The sequence below is a fragment of the Mammaliicoccus sp. H-M34 genome, assembly GCF_022386495.1.
Lineage (GTDB): Bacteria > Bacillota > Bacilli > Staphylococcales > Staphylococcaceae > Mammaliicoccus > Mammaliicoccus fleurettii.
In genome coordinates this window covers 76,611-102,515 of record NZ_JAJNIK010000001.1, presented here as the reverse complement: position 1 = coordinate 102,515, position 25,905 = coordinate 76,611, and the positions used below count along the sequence as shown (strand labels likewise).

28 protein-coding genes are annotated in these 25,905 nt (G+C 31.3%); 24 read left to right on the top strand and 4 right to left on the bottom strand.

What is annotated here, in order from left to right:
• The first annotated feature begins 1 nt into the window (after position 1).
• Positions 2 to 1,345, top strand: a complete 1,344-nt coding sequence (gene gcvPA / locus LQ608_RS00505) for an aminomethyl-transferring glycine dehydrogenase subunit GcvPA (protein WP_239749169.1) — start codon at positions 2 to 4, stop codon at positions 1,343 to 1,345.
• Positions 1,338 to 2,813, top strand: a complete 1,476-nt coding sequence (gene gcvPB / locus LQ608_RS00500; protein ID WP_078356566.1) for an aminomethyl-transferring glycine dehydrogenase subunit GcvPB — start codon at positions 1,338 to 1,340, stop codon at positions 2,811 to 2,813. Before gcvPA ends, gcvPB begins: the two co-directional genes overlap by 8 nt.
• A gap of 39 nt (positions 2,814 to 2,852) precedes the next feature.
• On the opposite strand, the gene LQ608_RS00495 is transcribed toward gcvPB, so the two are convergent.
• Positions 2,853 to 3,233 carry a rhodanese-like domain-containing protein gene (locus tag LQ608_RS00495; RefSeq protein WP_078356567.1) on the bottom strand — a complete coding sequence of 127 codons (381 nt, stop codon included), beginning with the start codon at positions 3,231 to 3,233 and terminating at the stop codon, positions 2,853 to 2,855.
• 120 nt (positions 3,234 to 3,353) lie between these two features.
• On the opposite strand from LQ608_RS00495, the gene LQ608_RS00490 reads away from it, so the two are divergent.
• On the top strand, positions 3,354 to 4,184 hold the full coding sequence (locus LQ608_RS00490) for a lipoate--protein ligase family protein (protein WP_239749168.1): 831 nt from the start codon (positions 3,354 to 3,356) through the stop codon (positions 4,182 to 4,184).
• Between the two features lie 78 nt (positions 4,185 to 4,262).
• Here LQ608_RS00490 and LQ608_RS00485 read toward each other — a convergent pair whose 3' ends face one another.
• Entirely contained in the window at positions 4,263 to 4,475 is a 213-nt protein-coding gene (locus LQ608_RS00485) for an SA1362 family protein (protein WP_239749167.1), read from the bottom strand.
• Positions 4,476 to 4,530: 55 nt separating this feature from the next.
• Positions 4,531 to 5,121, bottom strand: a complete 591-nt coding sequence (locus tag LQ608_RS00480; RefSeq protein ID WP_239749166.1) for a hypothetical protein — start codon at positions 5,119 to 5,121, stop codon at positions 4,531 to 4,533.
• A 99-nt stretch (positions 5,122 to 5,220) separates the two neighbouring features.
• On the opposite strand from LQ608_RS00480, the gene LQ608_RS00475 reads away from it, so the two are divergent.
• From LQ608_RS00475 to LQ608_RS00415, 13 genes are all read left to right on the top strand, one after another.
• The gene (locus LQ608_RS00475) at positions 5,221 to 6,276 is read left to right on the top strand and encodes a M24 family metallopeptidase (RefSeq protein WP_239749165.1); all 1,056 of its coding nucleotides are present in this window, start codon (positions 5,221 to 5,223) and stop codon (positions 6,274 to 6,276) included.
• A 25-nt stretch (positions 6,277 to 6,301) separates the two neighbouring features.
• Positions 6,302 to 6,859 (top strand): elongation factor P, encoded by a 558-nt coding sequence (gene efp, locus LQ608_RS00470; protein ID WP_078356573.1) that lies wholly within the window; start codon positions 6,302 to 6,304, stop codon positions 6,857 to 6,859.
• A 146-nt stretch (positions 6,860 to 7,005) separates the two neighbouring features.
• On the top strand, positions 7,006 to 7,455 hold the full coding sequence (accB, locus tag LQ608_RS00465; RefSeq protein WP_078356574.1) for an acetyl-CoA carboxylase biotin carboxyl carrier protein: 450 nt from the start codon (positions 7,006 to 7,008) through the stop codon (positions 7,453 to 7,455).
• A gap of 1 nt (position 7,456) precedes the next feature.
• Positions 7,457 to 8,815 carry an acetyl-CoA carboxylase biotin carboxylase subunit gene (accC, locus tag LQ608_RS00460; protein ID WP_239749164.1) on the top strand — a complete coding sequence of 453 codons (1,359 nt, stop codon included), beginning with the start codon at positions 7,457 to 7,459 and terminating at the stop codon, positions 8,813 to 8,815.
• Positions 8,816 to 8,827: 12 nt separating this feature from the next.
• A complete protein-coding gene (locus LQ608_RS00455) occupies positions 8,828 to 9,187 on the top strand; it encodes an Asp23/Gls24 family envelope stress response protein (protein ID WP_078356576.1) in 360 nt (119 codons plus the stop codon).
• 58 nt (positions 9,188 to 9,245) lie between these two features.
• Positions 9,246 to 9,635, top strand: coding sequence for a transcription antitermination factor NusB (gene nusB / locus LQ608_RS00450; protein ID WP_078356577.1), 390 nt, complete (start codon positions 9,246 to 9,248; stop codon positions 9,633 to 9,635).
• A 15-nt stretch (positions 9,636 to 9,650) separates the two neighbouring features.
• Positions 9,651 to 10,976: an exodeoxyribonuclease VII large subunit gene (xseA, locus tag LQ608_RS00445; RefSeq protein WP_239749163.1), complete on the top strand. Its 1,326-nt coding sequence runs from the start codon at positions 9,651 to 9,653 to the stop codon at positions 10,974 to 10,976.
• Positions 10,977 to 11,007: 31 nt separating this feature from the next.
• A complete protein-coding gene (xseB, locus tag LQ608_RS00440) occupies positions 11,008 to 11,199 on the top strand; it encodes an exodeoxyribonuclease VII small subunit (protein WP_237687672.1) in 192 nt (63 codons plus the stop codon).
• Positions 11,180 to 12,058, top strand: a complete 879-nt coding sequence (locus LQ608_RS00435; protein WP_088368988.1) for a polyprenyl synthetase family protein — start codon at positions 11,180 to 11,182, stop codon at positions 12,056 to 12,058. The genes xseB and LQ608_RS00435 overlap by 20 nt, the downstream gene beginning before the upstream one ends.
• Before the next feature lie 60 nt (positions 12,059 to 12,118).
• Positions 12,119 to 13,987, top strand: a complete 1,869-nt coding sequence (dxs, locus tag LQ608_RS00430; RefSeq protein ID WP_239749162.1) for a 1-deoxy-D-xylulose-5-phosphate synthase — start codon at positions 12,119 to 12,121, stop codon at positions 13,985 to 13,987.
• A 149-nt stretch (positions 13,988 to 14,136) separates the two neighbouring features.
• On the top strand, positions 14,137 to 14,589 hold the full coding sequence (ahrC, locus tag LQ608_RS00425; protein WP_078356581.1) for a transcriptional regulator AhrC/ArgR: 453 nt from the start codon (positions 14,137 to 14,139) through the stop codon (positions 14,587 to 14,589).
• 17 nt (positions 14,590 to 14,606) lie between these two features.
• Positions 14,607 to 16,283 (top strand): DNA repair protein RecN, encoded by a 1,677-nt coding sequence (gene recN, locus LQ608_RS00420; RefSeq protein ID WP_239749161.1) that lies wholly within the window; start codon positions 14,607 to 14,609, stop codon positions 16,281 to 16,283.
• 22 nt (positions 16,284 to 16,305) lie between these two features.
• Complete coding sequence (locus LQ608_RS00415; RefSeq protein ID WP_239749160.1) at positions 16,306 to 17,019, top strand: response regulator; 714 nt, start codon at positions 16,306 to 16,308, stop codon at positions 17,017 to 17,019.
• Positions 17,020 to 17,028: 9 nt separating this feature from the next.
• On the opposite strand, the gene LQ608_RS00410 is transcribed toward LQ608_RS00415, so the two are convergent.
• The gene (locus LQ608_RS00410; protein WP_078356584.1) at positions 17,029 to 17,292 is read right to left on the bottom strand and encodes a DUF2627 family protein; all 264 of its coding nucleotides are present in this window, start codon (positions 17,290 to 17,292) and stop codon (positions 17,029 to 17,031) included.
• Between the two features lie 120 nt (positions 17,293 to 17,412).
• Here LQ608_RS00410 and LQ608_RS00405 point away from each other — a divergent pair, with 120 nt between their 5' ends.
• The 8 genes from LQ608_RS00405 to LQ608_RS00370 all read left to right on the top strand — a co-directional run bounded on the left by LQ608_RS00405 (position 17,413) and on the right by LQ608_RS00370 (position 25,892).
• Positions 17,413 to 18,303, top strand: coding sequence for a phosphate acyltransferase (locus LQ608_RS00405; RefSeq protein WP_239749159.1), 891 nt, complete (start codon positions 17,413 to 17,415; stop codon positions 18,301 to 18,303).
• 210 nt (positions 18,304 to 18,513) lie between these two features.
• On the top strand, positions 18,514 to 19,614 hold the full coding sequence (locus LQ608_RS00400; protein WP_275582977.1) for a Glu/Leu/Phe/Val dehydrogenase dimerization domain-containing protein: 1,101 nt from the start codon (positions 18,514 to 18,516) through the stop codon (positions 19,612 to 19,614).
• The gene (gene buk, locus LQ608_RS00395) at positions 19,614 to 20,675 is read left to right on the top strand and encodes a butyrate kinase (protein ID WP_239749158.1); all 1,062 of its coding nucleotides are present in this window, start codon (positions 19,614 to 19,616) and stop codon (positions 20,673 to 20,675) included. Before LQ608_RS00400 ends, buk begins: the two co-directional genes overlap by 1 nt.
• An 11-nt stretch (positions 20,676 to 20,686) precedes the next feature.
• Positions 20,687 to 22,099 carry a dihydrolipoyl dehydrogenase gene (gene lpdA / locus LQ608_RS00390; RefSeq protein ID WP_239749157.1) on the top strand — a complete coding sequence of 471 codons (1,413 nt, stop codon included), beginning with the start codon at positions 20,687 to 20,689 and terminating at the stop codon, positions 22,097 to 22,099.
• A gap of 14 nt (positions 22,100 to 22,113) precedes the next feature.
• Positions 22,114 to 23,112: a thiamine pyrophosphate-dependent dehydrogenase E1 component subunit alpha gene (locus LQ608_RS00385; protein WP_078356589.1), complete on the top strand. Its 999-nt coding sequence runs from the start codon at positions 22,114 to 22,116 to the stop codon at positions 23,110 to 23,112.
• Positions 23,105 to 24,088, top strand: coding sequence for an alpha-ketoacid dehydrogenase subunit beta (locus LQ608_RS00380; protein WP_078356590.1), 984 nt, complete (start codon positions 23,105 to 23,107; stop codon positions 24,086 to 24,088). The genes LQ608_RS00385 and LQ608_RS00380 overlap by 8 nt, the downstream gene beginning before the upstream one ends.
• Before the next feature lie 11 nt (positions 24,089 to 24,099).
• Positions 24,100 to 25,380 carry a dihydrolipoamide acetyltransferase family protein gene (locus tag LQ608_RS00375; RefSeq protein ID WP_239749156.1) on the top strand — a complete coding sequence of 427 codons (1,281 nt, stop codon included), beginning with the start codon at positions 24,100 to 24,102 and terminating at the stop codon, positions 25,378 to 25,380.
• 74 nt (positions 25,381 to 25,454) lie between these two features.
• Positions 25,455 to 25,892 carry a BrxA/BrxB family bacilliredoxin gene (locus LQ608_RS00370; protein ID WP_078356592.1) on the top strand — a complete coding sequence of 146 codons (438 nt, stop codon included), beginning with the start codon at positions 25,455 to 25,457 and terminating at the stop codon, positions 25,890 to 25,892.
• Positions 25,893 to 25,905 lie beyond the last annotated feature (13 nt).

Genomic DNA, 25,905 nt, shown 5'->3' with positions numbered 1-25,905 from the left:
AATGGGTCACCGCTATATACCTTTAACTGAAAAAGATAAATCAGAAATGTTAGATTTCATAGGTATTAAATCTGTAGATGAATTGTTTACTGATATACCTGAATCTGTAAGATTTAATAAAACACTGAATATTAAAGAGAAAAAACCAGAAACTACTTTATTAAGAGAATTATCACAAATTGCTAATAAGAATATTACGAGTGAAACACATGCGTCATTTTTAGGAGCAGGTGTTTATGATCACTATATACCGACTGTAGTAGATCATGTCATCTCTCGTTCTGAGTTTTATACTGCATATACACCATATCAACCTGAAATTTCTCAAGGTGAATTACAAGCTATATTTGAATTCCAAACATTAATATGTGAATTAACAGGAATGGATGTAGCAAATTCGTCAATGTATGATGGAGGTACTGCTTTTGCTGAAGCTGCAGTACTTGCTGCAGGACACACAAAAAAGAAAAAAGTAATTGTATCTAAATCAGTACATTACCAGTCTATAGAAGTGCTTAAAACATATACTAAAGCCCAAGATATTGAAGTTGTCAAAGTTGACTTAGACGGCACAGTAACTGATTTGGATAAATTAAAAGAAGTTATCGATGATGATACTGCAGCTGTTTGTGTTCAATATCCGAACTTCTTTGGTTCATTAGAAGATTTAGAAGCAATTAAACAATTGATTGAAGATAAGAAGGCGTTGTTTATCGTTTCTAGTAATCCATTAGCTCTAGGTTTAATTACACCTCCTGGAGAATTTGGAGCAGATATCGTTGTTGGGGATGCTCAAGTATTCGGTATTCCAGCCCAATACGGTGGCCCACATTGTGGTTATTTTGCATCTACTAAGAAATTAATGCGAAAACTACCAGGTCGTCTAGTTGGTCAAACACAAGATGAAGATGGTAATAGAGGCTTTGTGCTAACACTACAAGCTCGTGAACAACATATAAGAAGAGATAAAGCTACTTCAAATATTTGTTCTAACCAAGCATTGAATGCTTTGGCTGCATCTGTATGCATGAGTGCATTAGGTAAAAATGGTGTATATGAAATGGCAAAACTAAATATGGAAAATACGACGTATATGAAACGTAAAATGCAAGAAGCAGGCTTTGAAGTATTAGAAAGTATTTCATTTAATGAATTTGTTGTTAAATTTAATAAATCTATTAGTGACATCAATAAAGATTTATTAGAAGAAGGTATAATAGGTGGTTTTGATTTAGGATTTATGAATGACGACTTTAAAAATCACATGCTAATTGCCGTAACTGAACTAAGAACAAAAGATGATATTGATACATTTATCCAAAAAGTAGGTGAATATAGTGCGTAAACCATCAAGTGAATTAATTTTTGAAAGATCTAGAAAAGATAGATTTGCATATTCATTACCAGAAAAAGAAGTTGAAACACAAAATGTTCAAGAAATACTAGGAGATAAATTTACTAGAAAACAAAAAGCTGAGTTGCCAGAGGTTAGTGAATTAGACTTAATGCGACACTATACAGAATTGTCGAATAAAAATCATGGTGTAGATACAGGTTTCTATCCTTTAGGTTCATGTACTATGAAATACAACCCTAAAATAAATGAAAAAGTAGCAAGAATGTCTGGATTTGCTAATGCACATCCATTACAAGATGTATCAACAGTACAAGGGTCACTAGAAATAATATACGACTTACAAGAACATTTAAAAGAAATTACTGGAATGGATGAAGTAACATTACAACCTGCTGCCGGAGCCCATGGTGAATGGACTGCACTATTAATGATTAAAGCCTTCCACGAAGCAAATAATGATTTTAATAGAACTAAAGTAATCGTTCCAGATTCTGCACATGGTACGAATCCAGCATCAGCTAAAGTAGCAGGATTTGATACTGTTACAGTTAAATCAAATGAAAAAGGGCTAGTAGATATAGAAGATTTAAAACGAGTAGTAGGTGATGACACTGCTGCAATTATGTTAACAAATCCAAATACATTAGGTTTATTTGAAGAAGATATTGTAGAAATTAGAGAAATCGTCCATCAAGCTGGTGGTAAACTTTATTATGATGGTGCAAATCTAAATGCTATAATGAGTAAAGTAAGACCAGGAGACATGGGGTTTGATGCAGTACATTTAAACTTACACAAAACATTTACTGGACCACATGGTGGCGGTGGACCTGGATCTGGACCTGTTGGCGTTAAATCAGATTTAATACCATATTTACCTAAACCAACAGTTGTAAAAGAAAATGATTCTTACAAATTCGAACATGATATGCCAAATTCTATTGGTCGAGTTAAGCCATTCTTCGGTAATTTCGGCATTTACTTAAGAGCCTACACTTACATTAGAACGATGGGGCCAGATGGATTAAAAGCTGTTTCTGAAACAGCAGTTCTAAATGCGAATTACATGTTGAGAAGATTACAAGATCATTTCGATACGCCATATACGCAACATTGTAAACATGAATTTGTTATAAGTGGTTCTAGACAGAAAAAACTTGGTGTAAGAACATTGGATATTGCAAAACGACTATTAGATTTCAATTTCCATCCACCTACAATCTACTTCCCAATAAATGTGGAAGAATGTATGATGATAGAACCAACAGAAACTGAATCAAAAGAAACTTTAGATGCTTTTTGTGACACTTTAATACAAATTGCAAAAGAAGCGGAAGAGAATCCAGAAACAGTCTTAGATGCACCACATACTACTGTTATAGGACGTTTAGATGAAACACAAGCAGCTAGAAAACCTGTTTTAAAATTCGAGTTGCTAAAAGAAGAAAAAAATTAATAAAAAAGGATGAATTCAATTAGAATTCATCCTTTTTTATTATTTAGACTTAACTTTCCCAGTCCATTTTTTATATCCGCCTTTAAGCATGTACAAGTCTGTATAACCTTTTTTCTTCATCATTCTTGCAGCTCTGGAACTTGCTACACCATTTGCATCACAAAAATAAATAGGTTGGTCTTTACGTAACCCTTGGTATCTTGTACGAAAGACACTCATTGGTATGTTTCTTGCCCCGATGATATGACCATATTCAAAATCAGCCTTTTCACGTAAGTCGATAACTTGTGCCTTCCTTAAACCCTTGTGAAACTCATTTTGATCTAATTCTTTAACTGCGCGCTTATTCAATGAATAGTTAATTGCCATATAAATGATAATCAAGACTAGGACTATGAGCGCGATGTACCAATAATTCATGGTCTAATTCCTCCCAATTCAAGTCGATACTACTATTATAAGATTTCTTGTGAGATTTATCAAAATTTTTTTGCTAAAATAGACAAGTATATAGAATTAATTGAATAGGAGTTTTTAATTGTGAAAGAAACTTGGCACTTTATAAACACAAAATCAAATGATCCATACTATAATATGGCAGTAGATGAAGCACTCATGAACTTCGTAAGCAGAGGTGAAATAGATCCAGTAATCAGGTTTTATACATGGAACCCTGCAACATTATCTATAGGGTATTTTCAAAAACTAACTAAAGAAATAGATATTGAGAAAGTTAAAGAAAAAGGTTATGGACTTGTTAGACGTGCAACAGGTGGTAGAGGCGTCTTACACGACAAAGAACTGACATATAGTGTTATCGTTCCAGAATCGCATCCAAATATGCCTAAAACAGTTACAGAAGCATATAGAGTAATATCAGAAGGATTATTAGAAGGATTTAAATCATTAGGCTTTGATGCTTATTTTTCTATTCCTAAGACAAAAGAAGCAAGAGATAAATTAAAGACACCTCGGAGTTCAGTTTGTTTTGATGCACCAAGTTGGTATGAACTTGTAGTAGAGGGTAGAAAAATAGCAGGGAGTGCTCAAACGAGACAAAAGGGTGTTATTTTACAACATGGATCTATTTTACAAGATATAGATGTAGACGAGTTATTTGATATGTTCATATATAGAAATGATAGATTGAAAGATAAAATGAAAGCAGCATTCGTGGATAAAGCAGTGGCCATAAATGATTTAGCTGACAGACATATTACTATTGAAGAAATGGAACAAGCATTTCATGATGGATTTAAAAAAGGGCTAGATATAGAATATAAGCCTTTGAACTTTACGGCTGAACAACTAGCAGAGATTAAACAAATAGAAGAAAAATATAAATCAGAAGAATGGACGTATAGAAAATAAAGAACATATTTAGATTTATATTCTTACATTGCGCATTAGTCGAATTGTAAAAAAAAAGAGACCATAGAGGTCTCTTTTTTATTTATTTCTACGCTTTTGTTTGCGCATTGCTTTCTTATATTTTCTTTGATCTGGTGTTAAGAAGAAGAAATAGTAAATCAAATAAATGATTAACCCAAATATTATGAGTGAAATAATCATTCTAATAAATCCCATTATAAAGAAATCAAGGTTCATAATTAACCCGAATAGTGCTACTGCAATAATTAAATAAAATAAAACATTTTTCATAGAATCTCACCTTAATTTGTTAGTCTATTAAATATAGCACAAATCAACTTTGTACTCACTTAATTTGTCCTATTTCTTCGTCTAAATTATTTAACTGATTGATTGATTTTTCTACTGCTTTTTTATCTTTTTTATTATAAGCTTCGTTTAAATCTTTAAATACTTTTTCGATTCCATTGGATAATTTCAGCATACTTTTATGCAAATCTTTATAATCTTCCGGGATAGATTTCCCTTTCATTTCGTCTTTATATTTATTTGTAATAGTCTTTTGATCATTATATATGTTATCTAGTTCACTTTTTGTATCTTCATCATTAAATTTAGTTTTTACATCTTTTTTGATTTTGTTGTAACTTGAGATATTTGTCTTAGTTTCATTCACAAAACGAGTTGATGATTTTAAATATTGAGTTGTAAATTGTTTGGTAGATTGTTTTTTAGTTTGTTTTATTGAGCTTTCTATACTCGATTCTTTTTGTTTATATGTTTTGTTTTTATCTTCTAAATCTAGAACTTCTTGTTTATGTTTTCTATTATCGCTTTTTAATGTTGATTTCTTTTCTTCTAGTTGTTGAACTTTATCATTACCACACGCTGATAATACAACTGAACTTGCCATGATTGCTATTATTGTTTTTCTCATGTTTATTAACTCCCAATGTTTTACTGTGAAAAATTTATTGTATGTATGCTATTATTTTAATGTATATAGATTTATTGTACAAATAGAAAGGGGATAAATATGAAAATTAATAAATTGAGACAAGTTATGAATCAAAAAGAATTAGATGCAGTAGTCATACTTTCACCATATAACTGTAGATATCTTTCTGGATTTACTGGTACTAGTGGTAGTCTGTTAATTACACAAGATGATTCCCAATTAATTACAGATTTTAGATATATTCAACAAGCAAATGATCAAGCTAAAGATTTTGAAGTTATAAACCAAGAAGGTCCAATGTTAGCAAAAATAAATGAATTAATTGAACAAGGTAAGTATAAAAAAGTTGGTGTTGAAGCTGATTTAATAACTTATAATAATTATCAATCATTGAATACAGATAATGTTGAGCTTTCTTCTATTGAAGGTGTAATTGAAACGATTAGAATGATTAAAGATGAATTTGAAATTAAACAAATTCAAAAAGCTGCTGATATAGTGGATGAAACATATGAACATATCCTTAAATGGATTAAACCAGGGATGACTGAAAATGAAGTAAACAATGAAATGGAAATGTTTATGAGAAGTAAAGGGGCTACTTGTTCATCATTTGATACTATAGTTGCTTCAGGTCATCGTGGTGCACTACCTCATGGTGTAGCAAGTAATAAAGTAATTGAACATGGTGACATGATTACATTAGATTATGGTGCACTATATGAAGGATATGTAAGTGATGTGACGAGAACATTTGCGATAGGTGAACCAAAAGAAGAAATGAAAAAAATATATAATATTGTATTAGAAGCTCAATTAGCTGCTTTAGAGCAAATTAAACCAGGTATGACAGGTAAAGAGGCAGATTCAATTGCGAGAGATATTATTAAAGGATATGGTTATGGAGATGCGTTTGGTCACTCTCTAGGGCATGGTATTGGCTTAGAGGTGCATGAAGGACCTGGACTATCCCAAAAATCAGATATTGTACTTGAAGAAAACATGTGTATAACATTAGAACCAGGTATATATATAGATGGATTAGGTGGAGTTAGAATAGAAGATGATGTATTAGTTACAAAAAATGGCTTACAACGCTTTACTAAAACTTCAAAAGACCTTATTATTTTATAAGAAGGTATAAATAGGAGGAAAATGAATGATTTCAGTTAATGATTTTAAAACAGGTTTAACAATTAAAGTTGAAAATGGGATTTGGAAAGTATTAGATTTCCAACACGTAAAACCAGGTAAAGGTGCAGCTTTTGTTCGTTCTAAATTAAGAAATTTAAGAACTGGTGCAATCCAAGAAAAAACTTTCAGAGCTGGCGAAAAAGTAGAAAAAGCTCAAATTGAAAACAGTCGCATGCAATATTTATATGCAAATGGTGATAGCCATGTATTTATGGATAACGAAACTTATGATCAATTAGAATTACCAGAGGAAAGATTAGAATACGAACTTAAATTCATTAAAGAAAATATGGAAGTTCATATTCAATCATATGAAGGCGAAACAATTGGTATTGAATTACCAAACACAGTAACATTACAAGTAACTGAAACTGAACCAGGTATCAAAGGTGATACTGCTACAGGTGCAACTAAACAAGCGACAGTAGAAACTGGTTACAGCTTAAATGTTCCTTTATTTGTTAATGAAGGAGATTTACTTGTTATAAACACTACTGATGGTAGTTACGTATCAAGAGGTTAATCAGAAAGAATAAATGATAAAATGATCAATAGATATAAATTCTATTGGTCATTTTTGATTAAATATTAAAATCTCTTGAATTGGTATGACCACTAAAGTAAAATGTATGAAGTGTAAAGAATTAGAATTTAAAAGGAGATTTTCAAATGAACTTAAAACAAATTAAAGAATTAGTTGATGTACTAGACAATTCTTCTTTAACTGAAATTGACATTAATGATAAAGATTTTAAATTAACTTTAAAAAAAGAAATTAAGCAAGAAATTATTTATAGCCAAGGTACTTCGAACGTAGTTGCTGAACAACCACAACAAATTTCTCAACCTTCTCCTCAACAAAATGTTGAAGCAGAGGCACCAAGTGGTTTAACTATTAATGCTCCAATGGTAGGAACATTTTACAAATCCCCATCTCCAGACGAAGGTCCGTATGTACAAGTCGGCTCACATGTTGATGCTGATTCAACTGTTTGTATTTTAGAAGCTATGAAACTATTTAATGAAATACAAGCAGAGGTTTCAGGAGAAATCACTGAAATATTAGTTGAAGACGGACAAATGGTAGAGTATGGCCAACCGTTATTCAAGGTGAAATAATATGAAAAAAGTATTAATTGCTAATAGAGGGGAAATAGCTGTAAGAATCATTAGAGCTTGTAGAGAGCTAGACATACAAACAGTCGCAATTTATTCAGAAGCTGATAAAGATGCATTACATACTCAAATTGCAGATGAAGCTTATTGTGTAGGACCAACACAATCTAAAGATTCATACTTACATGTTCCTAATATTATTTCAATAGCAAAATCAACAGGATGTGATGGCATCCATCCAGGATATGGTTTCTTAGCTGAAAATAGTGACTTCGCTGAAATGTGTGAAGCGTGCCAAATTAAATTTATTGGACCTAGTTACCAATCGATACAAAAAATGGGTATAAAAGATGTAGCTAAAGAAGAAATGATTAAAGCTGATGTGCCTGTTGTACCAGGTAGTGATGGACTAGTAGATACAGTTAAAATTGCAAAAAGATGTGCTAAACAAATTGGATACCCTGTAATAATTAAAGCAACTGCCGGTGGTGGTGGTAAAGGTATAAGAATAGCGCGAAATGAAGAAGAACTTGTAACTGGATTTAGAATGACTCAACAAGAAGCTGAAACAGCATTTGGTAATAAAGGGCTTTACTTAGAAAAATTCATCGAAAACTTTAGACATATAGAAATACAAGTAATGGGCGATTCGGAAGGTAATGTTATCCATCTGGGAGAACGTGATTGTACGATTCAAAGACGTATGCAAAAGTTAGTAGAAGAATCTCCTTCTCCAGTTCTTTCAGAAGTTATGAGAAAAGAAATGGGTGAAGCGGCAATTAGAGCAGCAAAAGCTGTTAATTATGAAAACGCAGGGACGATTGAGTTTATTTACGATTTAGATGCTGAAGCATTCTATTTTATGGAAATGAATACACGTATTCAAGTTGAACACCCAGTAACAGAGATGGTTACGGGTATGGATTTAGTTAAGTTACAACTTAAAGTTGCCAGTGGTGAAACTTTACCATTAACACAAGATGAAGTTAATTTAAATGGGCATGCAATCGAGTTTAGAATTAACGCTGAAAGTCCATTTAAGAAATTTATGCCTTCTCCAGGTAAAATTAATCAATATTTAACACCAGGAGGATTTGGTGTTCGAATAGATTCAGCTTGTTACACAGGATATACAATCCCGCCATATTACGATTCAATGGTAGCTAAACTAATCGTGCATGGTAAAGACCGAACTGAAGCTATACAAATAGGTAAAAGAGCGTTAACAGAATTTTTAGTTGCAGGCATTGATACGACTATCCCATTCCATTTAAGATTGTTAGAAAACGATGTGTTTGAATCAGGTGATTTTAATACCAATTTCCTAGAGATTCATGATATTATAAATAATGAAGATAAATAGGGAGGGATTCAAGTGGCTAAAACAATTGAGAATGAAAAGCCTTCTTTAGGTAAAATTGAGATTGCACCAGAAGTAATTGAGGTAATAGCGAGTATTGCTACTACTGATATTAAAGGTGTATCTCATATGCAATCCGTTTTTAATAAGAATTCCCTAGAAAAATTCGGGAAAAAGAATTTTGGTAAAGGTATAAAAGTCGATATAAAAGATGAAGGCATCTATATTAATGTTTATTGTACATTTGATTATGGTACAAAAATTTCTGAAACTGCACGAAAAGTTCAATCAGAAATTAAACAAGCATTAAATACGATGACTGCATTAACTCCTAAAGAAGTTAATGTTCATATCGTTAATATACATTTCCAATAATAAAAAATGATTAATTAAGAGGATGCGTGCATCCTCTTATTCTTTGAAGGAGAAGAATATGAAAAGAACAGAATTAAGAGAACTCGTCTTTAAAACACTATATCAATTAGAAAATAATAAAACAGAATTAACGGTAGAAGAAGCAATTAACTACTTAGTTGATGATTTCAAAGGTGAACAATATTTATATGTTAAGAATTTTGTTAATGAAGTCACTGACAAAAAAGAAGAACTTGATGAAATATTCAAACCTCATTTGAAAAATTGGACATTAGAACGTCTGCTTAAGACAGATCGTATCATTTTAAGAATGGCATCATATGAATTAAATTATACAGATACACCGCAGAAGGTAATTTTTAATGAGGCAGTTGAAATTGCCAAAATATACAGTGATGACGATCATTATAAATTTATAAACGGTGTATTAAGCAGTTTATCAAAATAATAAAGAGTGATATAAATGGATAAATATTTATCAGTTACAGCTATAACAAAATATATCAAATATAAATTTGATCAAGATCCTCATTTACAAAATGTATTTATAAAGGGTGAAATATCAAATTTCAAAAGACATTCAAGTGGACACCTTTATTTTGCTTTAAAAGACGATAAAGGTGTATTAAGTGCGATGATGTTTAAGTCAAATGCTAATCAACTGTCATTTGAACCTAAAGAAGGCGACCAAGTGTTAATTGAAGGACGTATTGGTATATATGAATCTAGAGGATCGTATCAAATATATGTTCAATCGATGCAATTAGATGGTGTTGGTCTTTTATATGAGAAATTTGAAGCTCTAAAAAAAGAATTAATGGAAAAAGGATATTTTAATAGCGAACATAAACTAAATATTCCTAAGTATCCTAGAAAAATAGCTGTATTAACTGCGTCTACTGGGGCAGCAATTAGAGATATTTGTTCTACCTTAGACAAACGCTATCCACTTGCTGAGCAAGTATTAATTAGCACACTAGTACAAGGTAAAGAAGCTAAGGATAATATCATTAACAATATACAACAAGCTGACGCAATGGACGTTGATGTTATTATCGTTGGTCGTGGTGGTGGATCTATTGAAGATTTGTGGAGTTTTAATGAAAGGGAAGTTGTAGAAGCAATTTATAACTGTTCCACACCTATTATTTCTGCTGTAGGTCATGAAACGGATACCACTTTAAGTGATTTTGTAAGTGATGTGAGAGCAGCTACACCAACACAAGCAGCTGTGATAGCGACACCAGATATTAATGCACTATATCAACTAATTGCTAATGCTCGTCAATATTTAACAAAACATGTTACTCAAAGTATTCAACAAGATAAACAAAAATTAAAGCAGCTCTCATCATATTATAAATTGAAGACACCTTCATTATTATATGATCAAGAAACACAGAAATTAGACGATTATCAAAAACAATTAACCAGAAATTTAGAGCAAACTATTTTACAAAATAAACATAAAATAGATATATTGCAAAATAAATTGAGAATAGCTCCAATCTATAATAAAACAACACAATATAGACAAGATTATGACAGATTAAATATTATGCAAAATCAGCTTATCAACAGGATTATTACACAAAAAAAGCAAATACTTAAAAGCAAGTTGGCCCAATTAGATGCACTGAGTCCAACGCAAATTATGCTTAGAGGTTATTCAATAATTGAAAAAAATGATAAAATCATTACAAGTAAAGATGATTTAAATGTAGAAGATGACATTACTATCAATTTAAAAGATGGTAAAATAGAAGCTAATGTAAAAGAAATTAGGTGACAATGTGGCTAAAGAACAAACTTTTGAAGAAATGATGGTTGAATTAGAGAAAGTCGTAGGTAAACTAGATGAAGAAAATATTTCATTAGAAGAATCTATTGAACTTTATCAACGTGGAATCGAATTAAGTAGTAAATGTGAATTGAAACTTAAAGAAGCAGAAGAAAAAGTAAATAAACTTGTTCAAAAAGAAGGTGATTCAGATGAGTCAGATCATGAATAATTATGTAGACAAATTTAATGAAGCTATAAAATCTACAAAGCTTGATCCAGTAGTTGAAACTAAGCTAGAAGAAAGCATGAGATATTCATTATCAGCTGGTGGTAAACGTATAAGACCTGTTTTACTTTTAATGACATTATCAATGCTTAAAATTGATATCAAAAAAGGTATGGAAACTGCGAAAGCACTAGAAATGATACATACTTATTCTCTAATACATGATGATTTACCTGCTATGGATAATGATGATTTTAGACGCGGTATGAAGACAAATCATAAAGTTTATGGGGATGCTACTGCAATACTTGCTGGAGATGCATTATTAACTAAAGCATTCGAACTTATTACTAAAGATACATATTTAGGCTCAGAAGAAAAAGTTAAAATTATTAGATTGCTTTCAGAATCAGCTGGTCATCAAGGAATGGTTGGTGGTCAAGTATTAGATATGGACAGTGAAGATAAAGAAATATCACTAGACACTCTACGTAAAATCCATAGGTATAAAACTGGTGCACTTATACGTTTCTCTGTAGTTGCTGCTTGTACAATAGCAAAAGTTAATAGCAAAACATTTTTACTACTAGATTCTTTTAGCCAAGAGTTAGGTTTGATCTTTCAAATTAAAGATGATTTATTAGATATTGAAGGTGACTTTGATAAAATCGGTAAATCAGTTGGAAGCGATGAAAATAATAATAAAAGTACTTATGTTTCACTCTTAGGTAAGACAAATACTAAAGTTGCTTTAGAACAACACGTAAATCAAGCATTGTATTTACTTGAACAATTAGAAGATAAATATAATATTGATGAACTGAAATCACTTACTCAATTATTTGCAAATAGAGAAAATTAAAAACAGTAAACTAAAGCGTTAGATCGTTTCGTAAGAAATAGTGCTGAAGGTGGTTAAACAATGGATGTATCTAGCATAAAAAATCCATCCTTTATCAAAGATTTATCTAATCAAGAACTTGAACAGTTAAGCAGTGAAATTAGAAAATTTTTAATAGAAACATGTTCAATAACTGGTGGACATATTGGAGCTAACTTAGGTGTGGTTGAATTAACGCTTAGTTTGCATAAACATTTTAATAGTCCTATAGATAAAATTATATGGGATGTTGGACACCAATCTTATATTCATAAAATTTTAACTGGTAGAGGTCATGAATTCAATTCTTTAAGACAATATAAAGGTTTATGTGGATTTCCTAAAACGAAAGAGTCTCGGCATGATGTATGGGAAGCTGGGCATAGCTCTACTTCATTATCAGCTGCTATGGGGATGGCAAAAGCACGTGATATTTTAGGAAACACAAATCATGTTGTACCTGTTATTGGTGATGGTGCTTTGACAGGTGGGATGGCACTTGAAGCACTGAACCATATAGGACATGACAAAACTAATTTAACGATTATATTAAACGATAATGAAATGAGTATAGCGCCTAATGTAGGTGCTATGCATAATATGTTTGGAAGAATTAGAACAAATCACAACTACAATAGATTTAAGTTTGATGCTGAAAGTTTTATGAATAGACTTCCTGGTGGAGATCGTTTAAGAGTTTCAGCAGACAAAATAAAGGATAGTTTAAAGTATTTAGTTGTAGATGGTATATTTTTTGAAGAATTAGGCATTAAATATATCGGACCAGTCAATGGTCATAATTTCAAAGAATTAGATGAAGCTATCAATACATCTAAACAAATAAATAAACCTGTGTTAATACACGTTGTAACTAAAAAAGGTAAAGGCTATAAACCTGCTGAAGTAGATACTATTGGTACTTGGCATGGTCTTGGACCCTATAAACTTGAAACTGGTGAGGTTATTAAAGGTAATGCAGAAGGACCAGCTTGGAGTGCATTAATGAGTAATCAAGTTCTAGAGTACGCTAAACAAGACAAACGTGTTGTTGCTATTACACCTGCAATGCCAGTAGGTTCAAAACTAACTAAGTTCCAGCAAGAATTACCAGATCAATTTTTTGATGTTGGTATTGCCGAGCAACACGCCGTTACGATGGCAGCTGGATTAGCAACTCAAGGTATGAAACCGTATGTAGCGATTTATTCAACATTTATGCAACGAGCGTATGATCAATTATTACATGATGTAGATAGACAGAATTTAAACGTATTATTTGGTGTTGATAGAGCAGGTCTTGTAGGTGCGGATGGTGAAACACATCAAGGTGTGTTCGATGTTGGATTTTTAAGTCAATTTCCGAATTTTACTATTATGATGCCTAAAGACGGTAATGAAGCAATGGATATGGTAAATACAGCATTTAAAACAGATCATGGTCCTATGGCTATAAGATATCCCCGTGGAAATGCTCCTATGCTAAGGGATACTAAAGAACATGAAATTTTAGACATTGGCACATGGACGTATGAACGAAAAGGAAGTAATTTATCTTTAATTAGTTATGGTCCAACTGTTAATTTCATTTCTGATATTGCAGATGAATTATTAAAAGAAGGTATTAATGTTAATGTCATTAATGCACGATTTATTAAGCCTATGGACTTTGAAATGCTACATGAATTAGGTGAAGAGTCTATGCCTATTATCACGATAGAAGAATCAATGTTAACTGGTGGATTAGGAAGCCAAATAGCAACTTTCTTAAAAGATCATGATTATAAGAATGTATTACGTAGAATTGGTATTGATAATGAATATATTGAACATGGTGATGTAGATTTATTATTAGAAGATATAGGTATCTCTAAAGCAAAAATTAAATCACTTGCAAAATCTTTAATAAAATAATATTTATAAATATATGAATAATTATATTGAAAGTGACGCTTTAGTAGTTCTAAAGCGTCTTTTAATATATTAATAGCGCTTACATTACTATTTTTGTTAATTTTATGCTATTATAAGTGTATAAATATTCATTAACAGAGGTGTATGAAATGGCGAACAAAACAATGCGTCAAATTAAGATAAGAGAAATAATTTCTAACGAACAAATAGAAACTCAAGAAGAGCTCGTAAAGCGATTAAATGAATACGAATTGAATATTACACAAGCTACTATTTCTCGTGATATAAAAGAATTACAACTAATAAAAGTTCCAGCTCCTTCAGGTCAATACATTTATAGTTTACCTAGAGATAGAAAATATCATCCGATTGATAAATTAGGTAGATATTTAATGGATTCATTCGTTAAAATTGATGGTGCGGATAATTTATTAGTATTAAAGACATTACCAGGCAATGCTCAATCAATTGGGGCAATCATTGATCAAATTGATTGGACAGAAGTTATTGGTACTATTTGTGGAGATGATACTTGTCTTATCATCTGTAAAGATACAGATGCTGCTGAAGTTATCACTGATAGAATTTTTAATATGCTTTAAAGGAGATTTTAAATACTATGTTACAAGCACTTACGATTAAACAATTCGCTATAATTGAATCTTTAGAAATAAATTTTTCAGATGGACTAACTGTATTAAGTGGTGAAACAGGCGCTGGTAAATCTATCATTATAGATGCAATCGGCCAATTAGTAGGTGCAAGAGCATCGCAAAGCTTTGTAAGACATGGTGAGCAAAAGGCGACTATAGAAGGCGTATTTGATATTGATAATGTACCAAACGTAAATAAAATCTTAAATGAGTTAGATATTGATTACGATGAAGATTTTTTGTTTGTAAAAAGAGAAATCTTCTCATCTGGTAAAAGTATTTGTAAATTAAATAATCAAAATGTTACTTTATCTGATTTAAAAACCGTCATGCAAGAATTATTGGATATACATGGACAACATGAGACGCAAGTATTATTAAAGCCTAAGTATCACTTATCTCTGCTTGATGATTTTGCGGATGGGGCTTATCAATCAGAAATCGATCAATTTGAAAAAGCTTTTCATTCTTATCGTTCGAAAAAGCAAGAATTAGAAAAATTAGAATCTCAAGATCAGGCATTACTACAACGATTAGATTTAATAAAATTCCAACGTGATGAATTACAAGATGCAGACTTAAAAGAAGATGAAATTGACTTTTTAAATAAAGAAATTAAAATGCTTCAAAATCATGAAAAGATTAACGAAAGTCTTAATAAAGCACATTTCTTACTGAGCAGTGAAGAGAACATTACAGATAAAATATATGAACTCAATCAAGAGATTCAACATATTAATGATATTATTCCTGATAAATATACATCGTTTAGTGAAGAACTAGATCAAATGTATTATACTTTGGAAGACTACAAACATGAATTATATAATGAATTAACGTCAAATGATTTTGATGAGTCATTATTAAATGACTATGAATCACGTTTAAATGTACTCACAGATTTAAATCGTAAATATGGTAAGAGTATAGCCGAATTAATAAAATATAGAGATAAAATTGATGATGAAATATTTAAAATTGAAAATTATGAACAAAGTACAACACAATTAAGAGATGAAATAAATAATTTATATGATGATGTAATGAAATATGGTAAAGTACTTTCAACAAAGAGAAGACAAGTTGCTTTGAAGTTAAGAGATAGATTAGTAGAAGAAGTTCAAAATCTACATATGCAAGATGCAAATATAGAGATAACTTTCACTAAAACTAAACCTAGCTCTTATGGATTAGAAGAAGTTGAATTTTTAATTAGTCCAAACAAGGGTGAACCACTAAAAAGTTTAAATAAAATAGCTTCTGGTGGTGAACTATCTAGGATTATGCTTGCTTTAAAAAGTATATTTGTATCATCAAAAGGACAAACTGCAATATTATTTGATGAAGTTGATACTGGTGTATCTGGTAGAGTAGCTCAAAAAATGGCAGAAAAGATGCATCAAATTTCGCAATCTTTACAAGTAATTTGTATATCACATTTACCACAAGTGGCTGCAATATGTGATAATCATTTATATATAACTAAAGAAACAGTAAACGATCGAACAACTACTTCAATTAAACAATTAAATGGTGAAGATAAAATAGATGAAATAGCAAGAATGATTTCAGGTGTTGAAGTTACAGAATTAACTAAACAACATGCTAAAGAAATGATTTTACAAAATAAAAATTTAAAATAAAATGATTTGATAGGGTGTTAGCATGGTAATTAAGGTAGCAATTATAGAAGACTCGAAAGCATATGTAAGTGAAATGGCTCAGTATCTAAAAAATCATGATATTGAGATAGTTAATATTGGATACAATGGTAAAGAAGCTCTTGATATTTTAAGTGGAGAAGCTTTCGATGTTCTTCTACTAGACTTAATCTTGCCACACATTGATGGTATGACTTTGCTTAAAAAATATATTAACCCAAATAAACAATATAAAGTAATATGTATGAGCGCATTTGTAAGCGATGATGTATTAAAAGAATCTGTTTCATTAGGTGTAGATTATTTTCTAATTAAGCCAGTTGAATTTGATGTCTTACTAAATACAATACAACGCGTATTAAATACAAGTGAAACAAATATTTCTGAAATAGACGCTTTAGATTTATTACTTGAAAAGATAGGTTTTTCATATAATTTGAACGGTTATAAATATATTAAATGTGGTGTTCATATAATGCTTAAACATACACACAAAATGCAATTAACTAAAGAATTATACCCACTTATTTCAGATTATTATGACGTTCAAGCTAATAATGTAGAGCGTTCAATCAGACATGCAATTAAATTAGCTTGGGAAAAAGAATTAAAAACGTATTGGTATAATAGTGAAAAATCTTATATAAGACCAACAAATGGTGAGTTGATTACGCATCTTTACAAAAAGTATAAAGAAACACAAAATGAAAAAAACTGATAAATCAAATTATGATTTATCAGTTTTTTTTGTATTATTTTTTTTCATAAAGTGTTCTTGCGCTCTTTTATTTTTCTTTTCACGATGTAAAATATATCCACCAATAAAAATAACGCCGAATACGAAAAATATGAATCCCAAGAAAAATTGCAACCAAATAAATTGTAATTGTGGAACAAGTTCACCAAAAACTGCGTCTCTCATCCACTTAATACCTAATCCTGCTATTATTCCTGGTATTACTAAAATGAGTAATGCAATGTACTTTTGCATAAGTTAAAACTCCTATTGATTAATAACTTATATTATATATGAGATAATGATTAAAAGTAAACATTGAAAAAATGGAATAATCATCAAAATTTGATTATGATATTAGAAGGAGGGGATTAAATGCAATTTAAAGATATGATAAATCAAGGTCAAAATATTTCAGCAACAATTGCAGTCTGTAAATCAAATGATGAAGGGGTTATTAAAGCAATAGTTAAAGCTATAAAATACACTCAAGCGAATTTTATATTATTTGATGAACAGCCGCAAGATGAGTTGATTAGATCATTCAATTTAACCCATGATGAGTTTAATAGAATTAAAATTATACAAACAGATGATGAAGCGCATACTGTTTCTGAGTGCGTTAAATCAGTAGATGAAGGACAAGCTGATTTAATAATGAAAGGTTTAATAGATACTTCTACTTTGTTAAAAGAAGTGTTAAATAATAAATATAATTTAAAAACAACAGATAGAATGAGTCATATTGCATTATTTAATATTCCTGAATATCATAAAATGCTAACTGTATCAGATGTTGCGATGAATATTGAACCTAATGTAGAACAAAAAATAGATATTACGACGAATTTAATAACATGTCTACAAAAAATAGGTATTGAATCTCCAAAAATAGCAGTTTTATCTGCAATTGAAAAAGTGAATCCTAAAATGAAGTCCTCGGTAGATGCTGATGCAGTTGTTTCAGGAATTCGAAATAAAATGGCAAATTTAGAAATTGAAGGCCCAATGGCATTTGATGCTGCAATCAATAAAAGAGCTTCGATTATTAAAAATATAGATTCTGAAATTTCTGGTAATGTTGACGGTGTTGTAGTGCCGCAAATTGAAAGTGGTAATATTTTATATAAATCGCTCGTGTATTTATCAAAAGCAGATGTAGCTTCTGTGATTATTGGTGCAAAAATACCAATAATTTTAACGTCCCGTTCAGATTCTTCTCAAGATAAATTTCATTCGATTTGTAGTGCTTTAATGCTTATTTAGTATATTATAATAATAAATAAATAACTATACTCCATTAAAGTGTTAAATGAAAGTGTTTACATTGCTTTTATATCAATTTATTTTGAATTTTCTAAAAATTTTTACTTCTTGAAAGCGCTATCATTTTTCGTTAATTTATTTGATAAATAAAACATTTGATGTAAAATTAGATTTAGAGTTAATATATTAAAGGATGAAAAGGGGATTATTATGTTATTTGAAACGATTGAGAAATATGACTATGAACAAATTGTATTTTGTCACGATAAAAGTTCAGGATTAAAAGCGATTATTGCAATACATGATACAACATTAGGGCCAGCACTTGGTGGTTGCAGAATGTGGCCATATGAAAATGAAGAAGAAGCAATCAATGACGCATTACGCCTTTCAAGAGGTATGACATATAAAAACGCTGCTGCAGGATTAAATCTTGGTGGAGGTAAGACCGTAATCATCGGAGATCCTAAAAAAGATAAATCAGAAGCTTTATTTAGAGCTTTAGGTAGATATGTAGAAAGTTTAAATGGCAGATACATAACAGCTGAAGATGTAGGTACAACTGAAGATGATATGGATATCATTTTTGAAGAGACTGATTATGTAGTTGGCCTATCTGAAAGTCATCAATCAAGTGGTAATCCGAGTCCAAAAACATCTTTAGGTGTATTTGTTTCAATGAAACGTGCTGCTAAAGAAGCGTTTGGCACAGATGAATTAGATGGAAAAACTGTTGCAGTACAAGGTGTAGGACATGTTGCTTATGATTTATGTCGCTATTTACATGAAGCTGGTGCTAAATTAGTTGTTACAGATATTAATCAAGAAGCTATAGATAGAGTTGTAAATGATTTTAATGCTACAAGTGTAGGTATTAACGATATCTATGACGTAGATGCAGATATATTTGCACCATGTGCACTTGGTGGCGTATTAAATGATGATACAATTAATCGTTTAAAAGTTAAAGCTGTTTGTGGTAGTGCAAATAATCAATTACAAGATATTGATAAACACGGTGCTCAATTAGAAGAAAAAGGTATTGTATATGCACCAGATTTCGTAGCTAACTCTGGTGGTGTTATTAATGTAGCAGATGAATTAGATGGCTATAATGAAACACGTGCTATTTCAAATATTGAAAAAATCTATGATCAAATGGATAAAGTATTTGAAATTAGTAAAAGAGATAACATTACTACAGCTCGCGCTGCAGAAATTTTAGCAGAAGAACGTATTGATCAGTTGATGAAAGTAAGAAGTAACTTCTTAAAAACGGAAAGATCAATTATATCTAGAGGTAAAAACTAATGAAAAAAATTCTTGTACTTAATTTAGGAAGCACATCATCTAAAGTTGCAGTATTTTCTGATTATGATATGTTATTTGAAGATGTTATAAGACATAATGTCGATCAAACAAATCTTCCGTTAATTGATCAAGTCCCATTTAGACTTGAAAGTATCAAGAAATCATTAGAACAACACCAAATAACTCTACAAGCTATAGATGCTATAGCTTGTAGAGGCGGTGTTTTAAAGCCAATTGAAGGTGGCACTTATTTAATAAATAACATAATGTATCATGATTTAAAATCATTTAAATATGGGTTTCATGCGTCTAATTTAAGTGGTGTTATAGGATATGAACTATCTCAAGAACTCAATATAGATTCTTATATTGTAGATCCAGTTGTAGTAGATGAATTAATTCCTGAAGCAAGGATAACTGGAATAAAAGGTATTGAAAGAAGAAGTATTTTCCATGCACTAAATCAGAAGTCCGTTGCTAAACAATATGCAGATGGAATTGGTAAAAATTACGAAGATATAAATGTCATCGTAGCTCATCTTGGTGGTGGTATAAGTATAGGCGCTCACAGAAAAGGTAGAGTTATTGAAGTAAATGATGGTTTGTTAGGTGAAGGACCACTTAGTCCTGAAAGGGCAGGTTCTATACCAAATGATGCGCTATTAAAATGGGCGATTGACCATGAATACAACTCTATAGAAGCAAATAATGAACTGAGTAAAAATTCTGGCTTATTATCATACTTTGGTACTAATGATTGTCTTAAAGTTGAACAATTAATGGAAAATGGCGATAAAGCAGCGAAATTAGTATTAGATGCTATGTGTTATCAAATTTCGAAATCAATCGGTTCTTGTGCAGTTGTACTTGAAGGTCAAGTGGATCAAATTATTATTACAGGTGGATTAAGTTATTCAAAATATATAATAAATAAAGTAAAACAATATGTATCTTGGCTACAAAATGTTACTATATATGAAGGTGAAAAAGAAATGCATGCCTTAAATGTTGGTGTTTTGGACCTCTTTTACGGTAAAATTAGTACCAAGTCATATGAATAAGGAGTAATACTATGTCTAAAGAATATGATTTAGTAATTCTTGGTGGAGGAACTGCAGGTTATGTATCTGCAATACGTGCTTCTCAACTTGGAAAAAAAGTAGCAATAGTAGAGAAATACAAAATTGGTGGGACATGTTTGCATAAAGGTTGCATTCCGACGAAATCGTATTTAAAAACAGCTGAAATTTTAAGATATATTAACCATTCAAATGAATATGGTATAAAAACAGCTTCAGCAGATTTTGAAATGACAGATATCGTTGCGAAAAAAGATGAAACAGTTTCAACTATGTACAGTGGTGTTCAAAGCCTGATGAAGAAATATAAAATAGATATTTATGAAGGGAATGGCACAATACTAGGACCTTCACTGTTTTCACCTCAAGCTGGAACAGTTTCTGTTGAGTTTGAAAATGGAGAATCAGAACTTCTTGTGAACAATAATGTGCTTATAGCAACTGGATCTCGACCTGTTGAATTACCATTTTTAAAATTTAATCATCATACTGTCGTTTCTAGTGACGATATGATGCAATTAGAAAGTTTACCTCATAATATTTTAATTATAGGTGGTGGTGTAATTGGTCTTGAATTTGCTTCATTATTGAATGATTTAGGAGTAGAAGTTACTGTCATTGAAGCAGGTGATTCTATCATTCCTAATGAGCAACAAGAAATTAGTAAGACAATTAAACGCTCATTTGAAAAGAATGGTATTAAAATATATGAAAAAATGCCATTGTCAGAAGAAAATATTCTTGTCCAAGATAATCATGTTGAAGTTCAGATTCAAGATAGTAACGAAACCTTTGATAAAGTATTGGTCGCTGTTGGTAGAACACCAAACACTGAAGAGCTTAGCTTAAACAATACTAAAATAAAAACTGATGATAAAGGCTATATAATTACGAATGATGTTTATCAAACTGATGATAAACATATTTATGCTGTTGGAGATGTGATTGGTAATTACCAATTAGCCCACGTTGCAACAAAAGAAGGGACAATTGCGATTGAACATATGTTTGATCAAGATCCAATTTTGTTAGACTATTTAACAATACCTAGATGTATTTATACAAATCCAGAGGTGGCTTCAATTGGCATGACTGAACAAGATGCTAAAAATGAAAACATTTCATTTAAAAAATTTAAAGTGCCATTTAAAGCTATTGGCAAATCTGTAATTGAGAACAATGGATTAGGTGAATGTATTTTAATTAAAGATATTGAAAATGAAAAAGTGCTCGGTATTCATATGATTGGTGCTAAAGTAACAGAATTGATTAATGAAGCAGCTCTATTTACATTTATGAATGGCTCAACTGAAGAATTAGCAACTACTGTACATGCACATCCATCTATAGGAGAAGTGCTTATGGAATTAGGACTAAAATCTGAGAATCGTGCTATTCACGTCTAAAGAGGAGAGATTAGATGTTAGATTATAAGACTGTCGGATTAACGCATGAAGACTTAAAAGAAATTTATAAATGGATGTTATTAGGAAGAAAAATTGACGAAAGAATGTGGTTACTAAACCGTGCGGGTAAATTGCCATTCGTCATTAGTTGCCAAGGTCAAGAAGCAACTCAAATTGGTACATATTTTGCTTTGAAAGATGAAGATGTATTAGCACCTTACTATAGAGATTTAGCTCTAGTAACTGCGCGTGGTATTTCAGCTGAAGAATCTATGTTAGCTGCATTTGCAAAACAAGGTGATACGTCAAGTGGTGGTAAGCAAATGCCTTCTCATTTCAGTAAAAAAGATTTAAATATCCTAACACAAGGATCATGCGTTACTACACAAGTGCTGCATGCAGTTGGAGCAAGTTTGTCATTAAAAATGGATGGCAAAAAAAGTATAGCACTTGCGACTCTTGGTGAAGGTAGTACGAGTCAAGGTGATTTTCATGAAGCTATGAATTTTGCAGGTGTCCATAAATTACCTTATATTTGTATCATTGAAAATAATAAATATGCTATATCAGTACCAAGTCACTTACAATATGCGACAGATGACCTGTCGTCAAGAGCAGCAGGTTATGGTGCTTTTGGAGAACAAGTTGATGGTAATGATCCAATAGCTGTTTATGAAGCTGTTAAGCGTGCAAGAGAACGTGCAATAAATGGTGAAGGACCAACCTTGATTGAAGCTCTATGTAGTAGGTTGACGCCTCACTCATCAGATGATGATGATAATTATCGTCCTTCAGATGAAATGAAACTTGAAAAAGAAAATGACTGTATGATTAAATTCAAAGAATATTTAGTTGAAAATGAAGTTGCTAATGATGCGTGGTTTAATCAAATTGAAGAAGAAATTAAACAAGAAATAAATACTGCTACAAAAAATGCTGAAAAAGCACCTTATCCACTACCTGAAGAAGCTTTAACACATGTATATGATCAAGGAGGCGAAAAAAATGCCTAAGTTATCTTATCTTGATGCAATTAATCAAGCAATGGACCAAGCAATGGAAAAAGACAATAATGTATTTGTAATTGGAGAAGACGTTGGCCTTAAAGGTGGCGTATTTGGTGCTACTAAAAATCTATATAATAAATACGGTAATGGCAGAGTGTTAGATTCACCACTAGCAGAATCTAATATTGTGGGTGCTTCAATTGGAGCGGCTATGATGGGAAAAAGACCTGTAGCAGAAATTCAATTTGCTGAGTATATCGTTCCAGCGACTAATCAAATCATTAATGAAGCTGCAAAAATTAGATATAGATCAAATAATGATTGGGATTGTCCGCTTACGATAAGAAGTCCTTTTGGTGGAGGAATTCACGGTGCGCTTTATCATTCCCAAAGTATTGAAAGTATATTTTGTTCAACTCCAGGTTTAAGAGTTGTTATTCCATCAAGTCCATATGATGCTAAAGGCCTATTACTTGCATCAATAGAAGACAACGATCCTGTATTGTATTTTGAACATAAAAAAGCTTATCGATTATTAAAAGAAGAAGTACCTGAAGAATACTATACTGTGCCATTAGATAAAGCGGATGTTAAACGAGAAGGATCTGATATTACAGTGTTTACGTATGGTTTATGTGTAAACTATGCACTTCAAGCAGCTGAAATATTATCAACAGAAGGTATCGATGCTGAAATTGTGGATTTACGTTCAATATATCCATTAGATAAAGAAACTATTATTAATTGTGCGAAAAAGACTGGTAAAGTATTGGTTGTTACAGAAGACAATTTAGAAGGTAGTGTTATAAGTGAAGTTTCAGCTATAATAGCTGAAAACTGTTTGTTTGACTTAGATGCGCCAATAGCAAGACTTGCAGGTCCAGACGTACCAGCTATGCCATTTTCACCGCCAATGGAAGACTTCTTTATGATGAATCCAGAGAAAATAGAACAAAAAATGAGAACATTAGCTGAATTTTAGGAGGTTAAATTATGGACGTAAAGATGCCGAAACTTGGAGAAAGTGTTCATGAAGGTACAATCGAACAATGGTTAGTTAAACCTGGAGATACGATTGAAGAATATGATGCATTATGTGAAGTGATTACAGATAAGGTTACTGCTGAAGTACCTTCAACATATAGCGGTACAATTAAAGAAATCGTTGTCGAAGCAGGCGAAACTGTTGATGTTGGGACTGTTATTTGTCGTATGGAAGTAGAAGGCGATATTCCAACAGATGAAAATGTTAGTTCTTCTGAAGTAGTTCATGACAGCTTACAAGTAGCAGAAAATGACCAAGAAGATAATGTCGCTAACAAAAATAATTCAGATAATAAATTAAATAATGGTCAATATTCACCTGTTGTATTTAAATTAGCAAGTGAAAACAACATTAATTTAGAGAATGTAAAAGGTACTGGCAACCTAGGTAGAGTGACGAAGAAAGATATTTTAAATGCGATTGAAAATGGTACGGTTGATGTATCAAACACTCAACAAAATGTTGAAGAAAAAACGACTGAAGTATCCAATGCGAGTTTCCAAAACGAACCAAACGAAAGTACAAATCTACCTGGAGATTCAGTTCCTATAAATGGCGTAAGAAGAGCAATAGCTAATAAAATGGTTCAAAGTGTTAATGAAATTCCACATGCTTGGATGATGGTTGAAGTAGACGCTACAGATCTTGTTAAAACAAGACAGCATCATAAAACTTCTTTCAAGCAAAATGAAGGTTATAATTTAACATTTTTCGCATTTTTTGTTAAAGCTGTAGCAGAAGGTTTAAAAAAATATCCAATGCTTAATAGTACTTGGGCGAATGATGAAATTAAAATTCATAAAAATATTAACGTTTCTATAGCAGTTGCAAGTGAAGATAAATTATACGTTCCAGTTATTAAAAATGCAGATGATAAATCTATTAAAGGTATTGCAAAAGAAATAAATGATTTAGCTACTAGAGGTAGAAAACATCAACTCACTTCTCAAGATATGCAAGGTGGGACTTTCACTGTGAATAATACAGGTTCATTTGGATCTGTTTCTTCTATGGGAATTATTAATTACCCTCAAGCAGCCATTTTACAAGTAGAATCAATAGTAAAAAGACCAGTCGTTGTAAATGATATGTTTGGGATACGCGATATGGTCAATTTATCTTTATCAATTGATCATAGAATATTAGATGGTTTAATGGCTGGTGAATTTTTGAAATATGTAAAAGAAAGAATACAAAGCATGACTGTTGAGAACACTTCTATATATTAATGAAACCTTGTCATTGTTTTAACTTTAATTCTCCTGTAAAATAGACTTATCTATTATTACAGGAGGCTTTTTATATGGAAATGGATTTCAATTTATATATGAATGATGTAGTCAGTTCTGCTCGAAATGAGATTGAATCAGCAGGTTACAAACAATTAACATCAAAAGAAGAAGTTGAAGAAACTTTTAATAAACCAGGAACAACATTTGTGATGGTAAATTCAGTTTGTGGGTGTGCAGGTGGTATAGCTAGACCAGCAGCTCAACACGCATTACACTATGATAAATTACCTGATCAATTAGTTACAGTATTCGCTGGTCAAGATAAAGAAGCTACAGAAACTGCTAGAGATTACTTTGAAGGTTATCCACCATCAAGTCCATCATTTGCATTTCTTAAAGATGGAAAAATTGTCAAAATGATTGAAAGACATGAAATTGAAGGACATGATCCAATGAGTGTTATTACAAACATTCAAGCATTATTTGAAGAACATTGCGCAGAATTATAAAGGATTGGTTAAT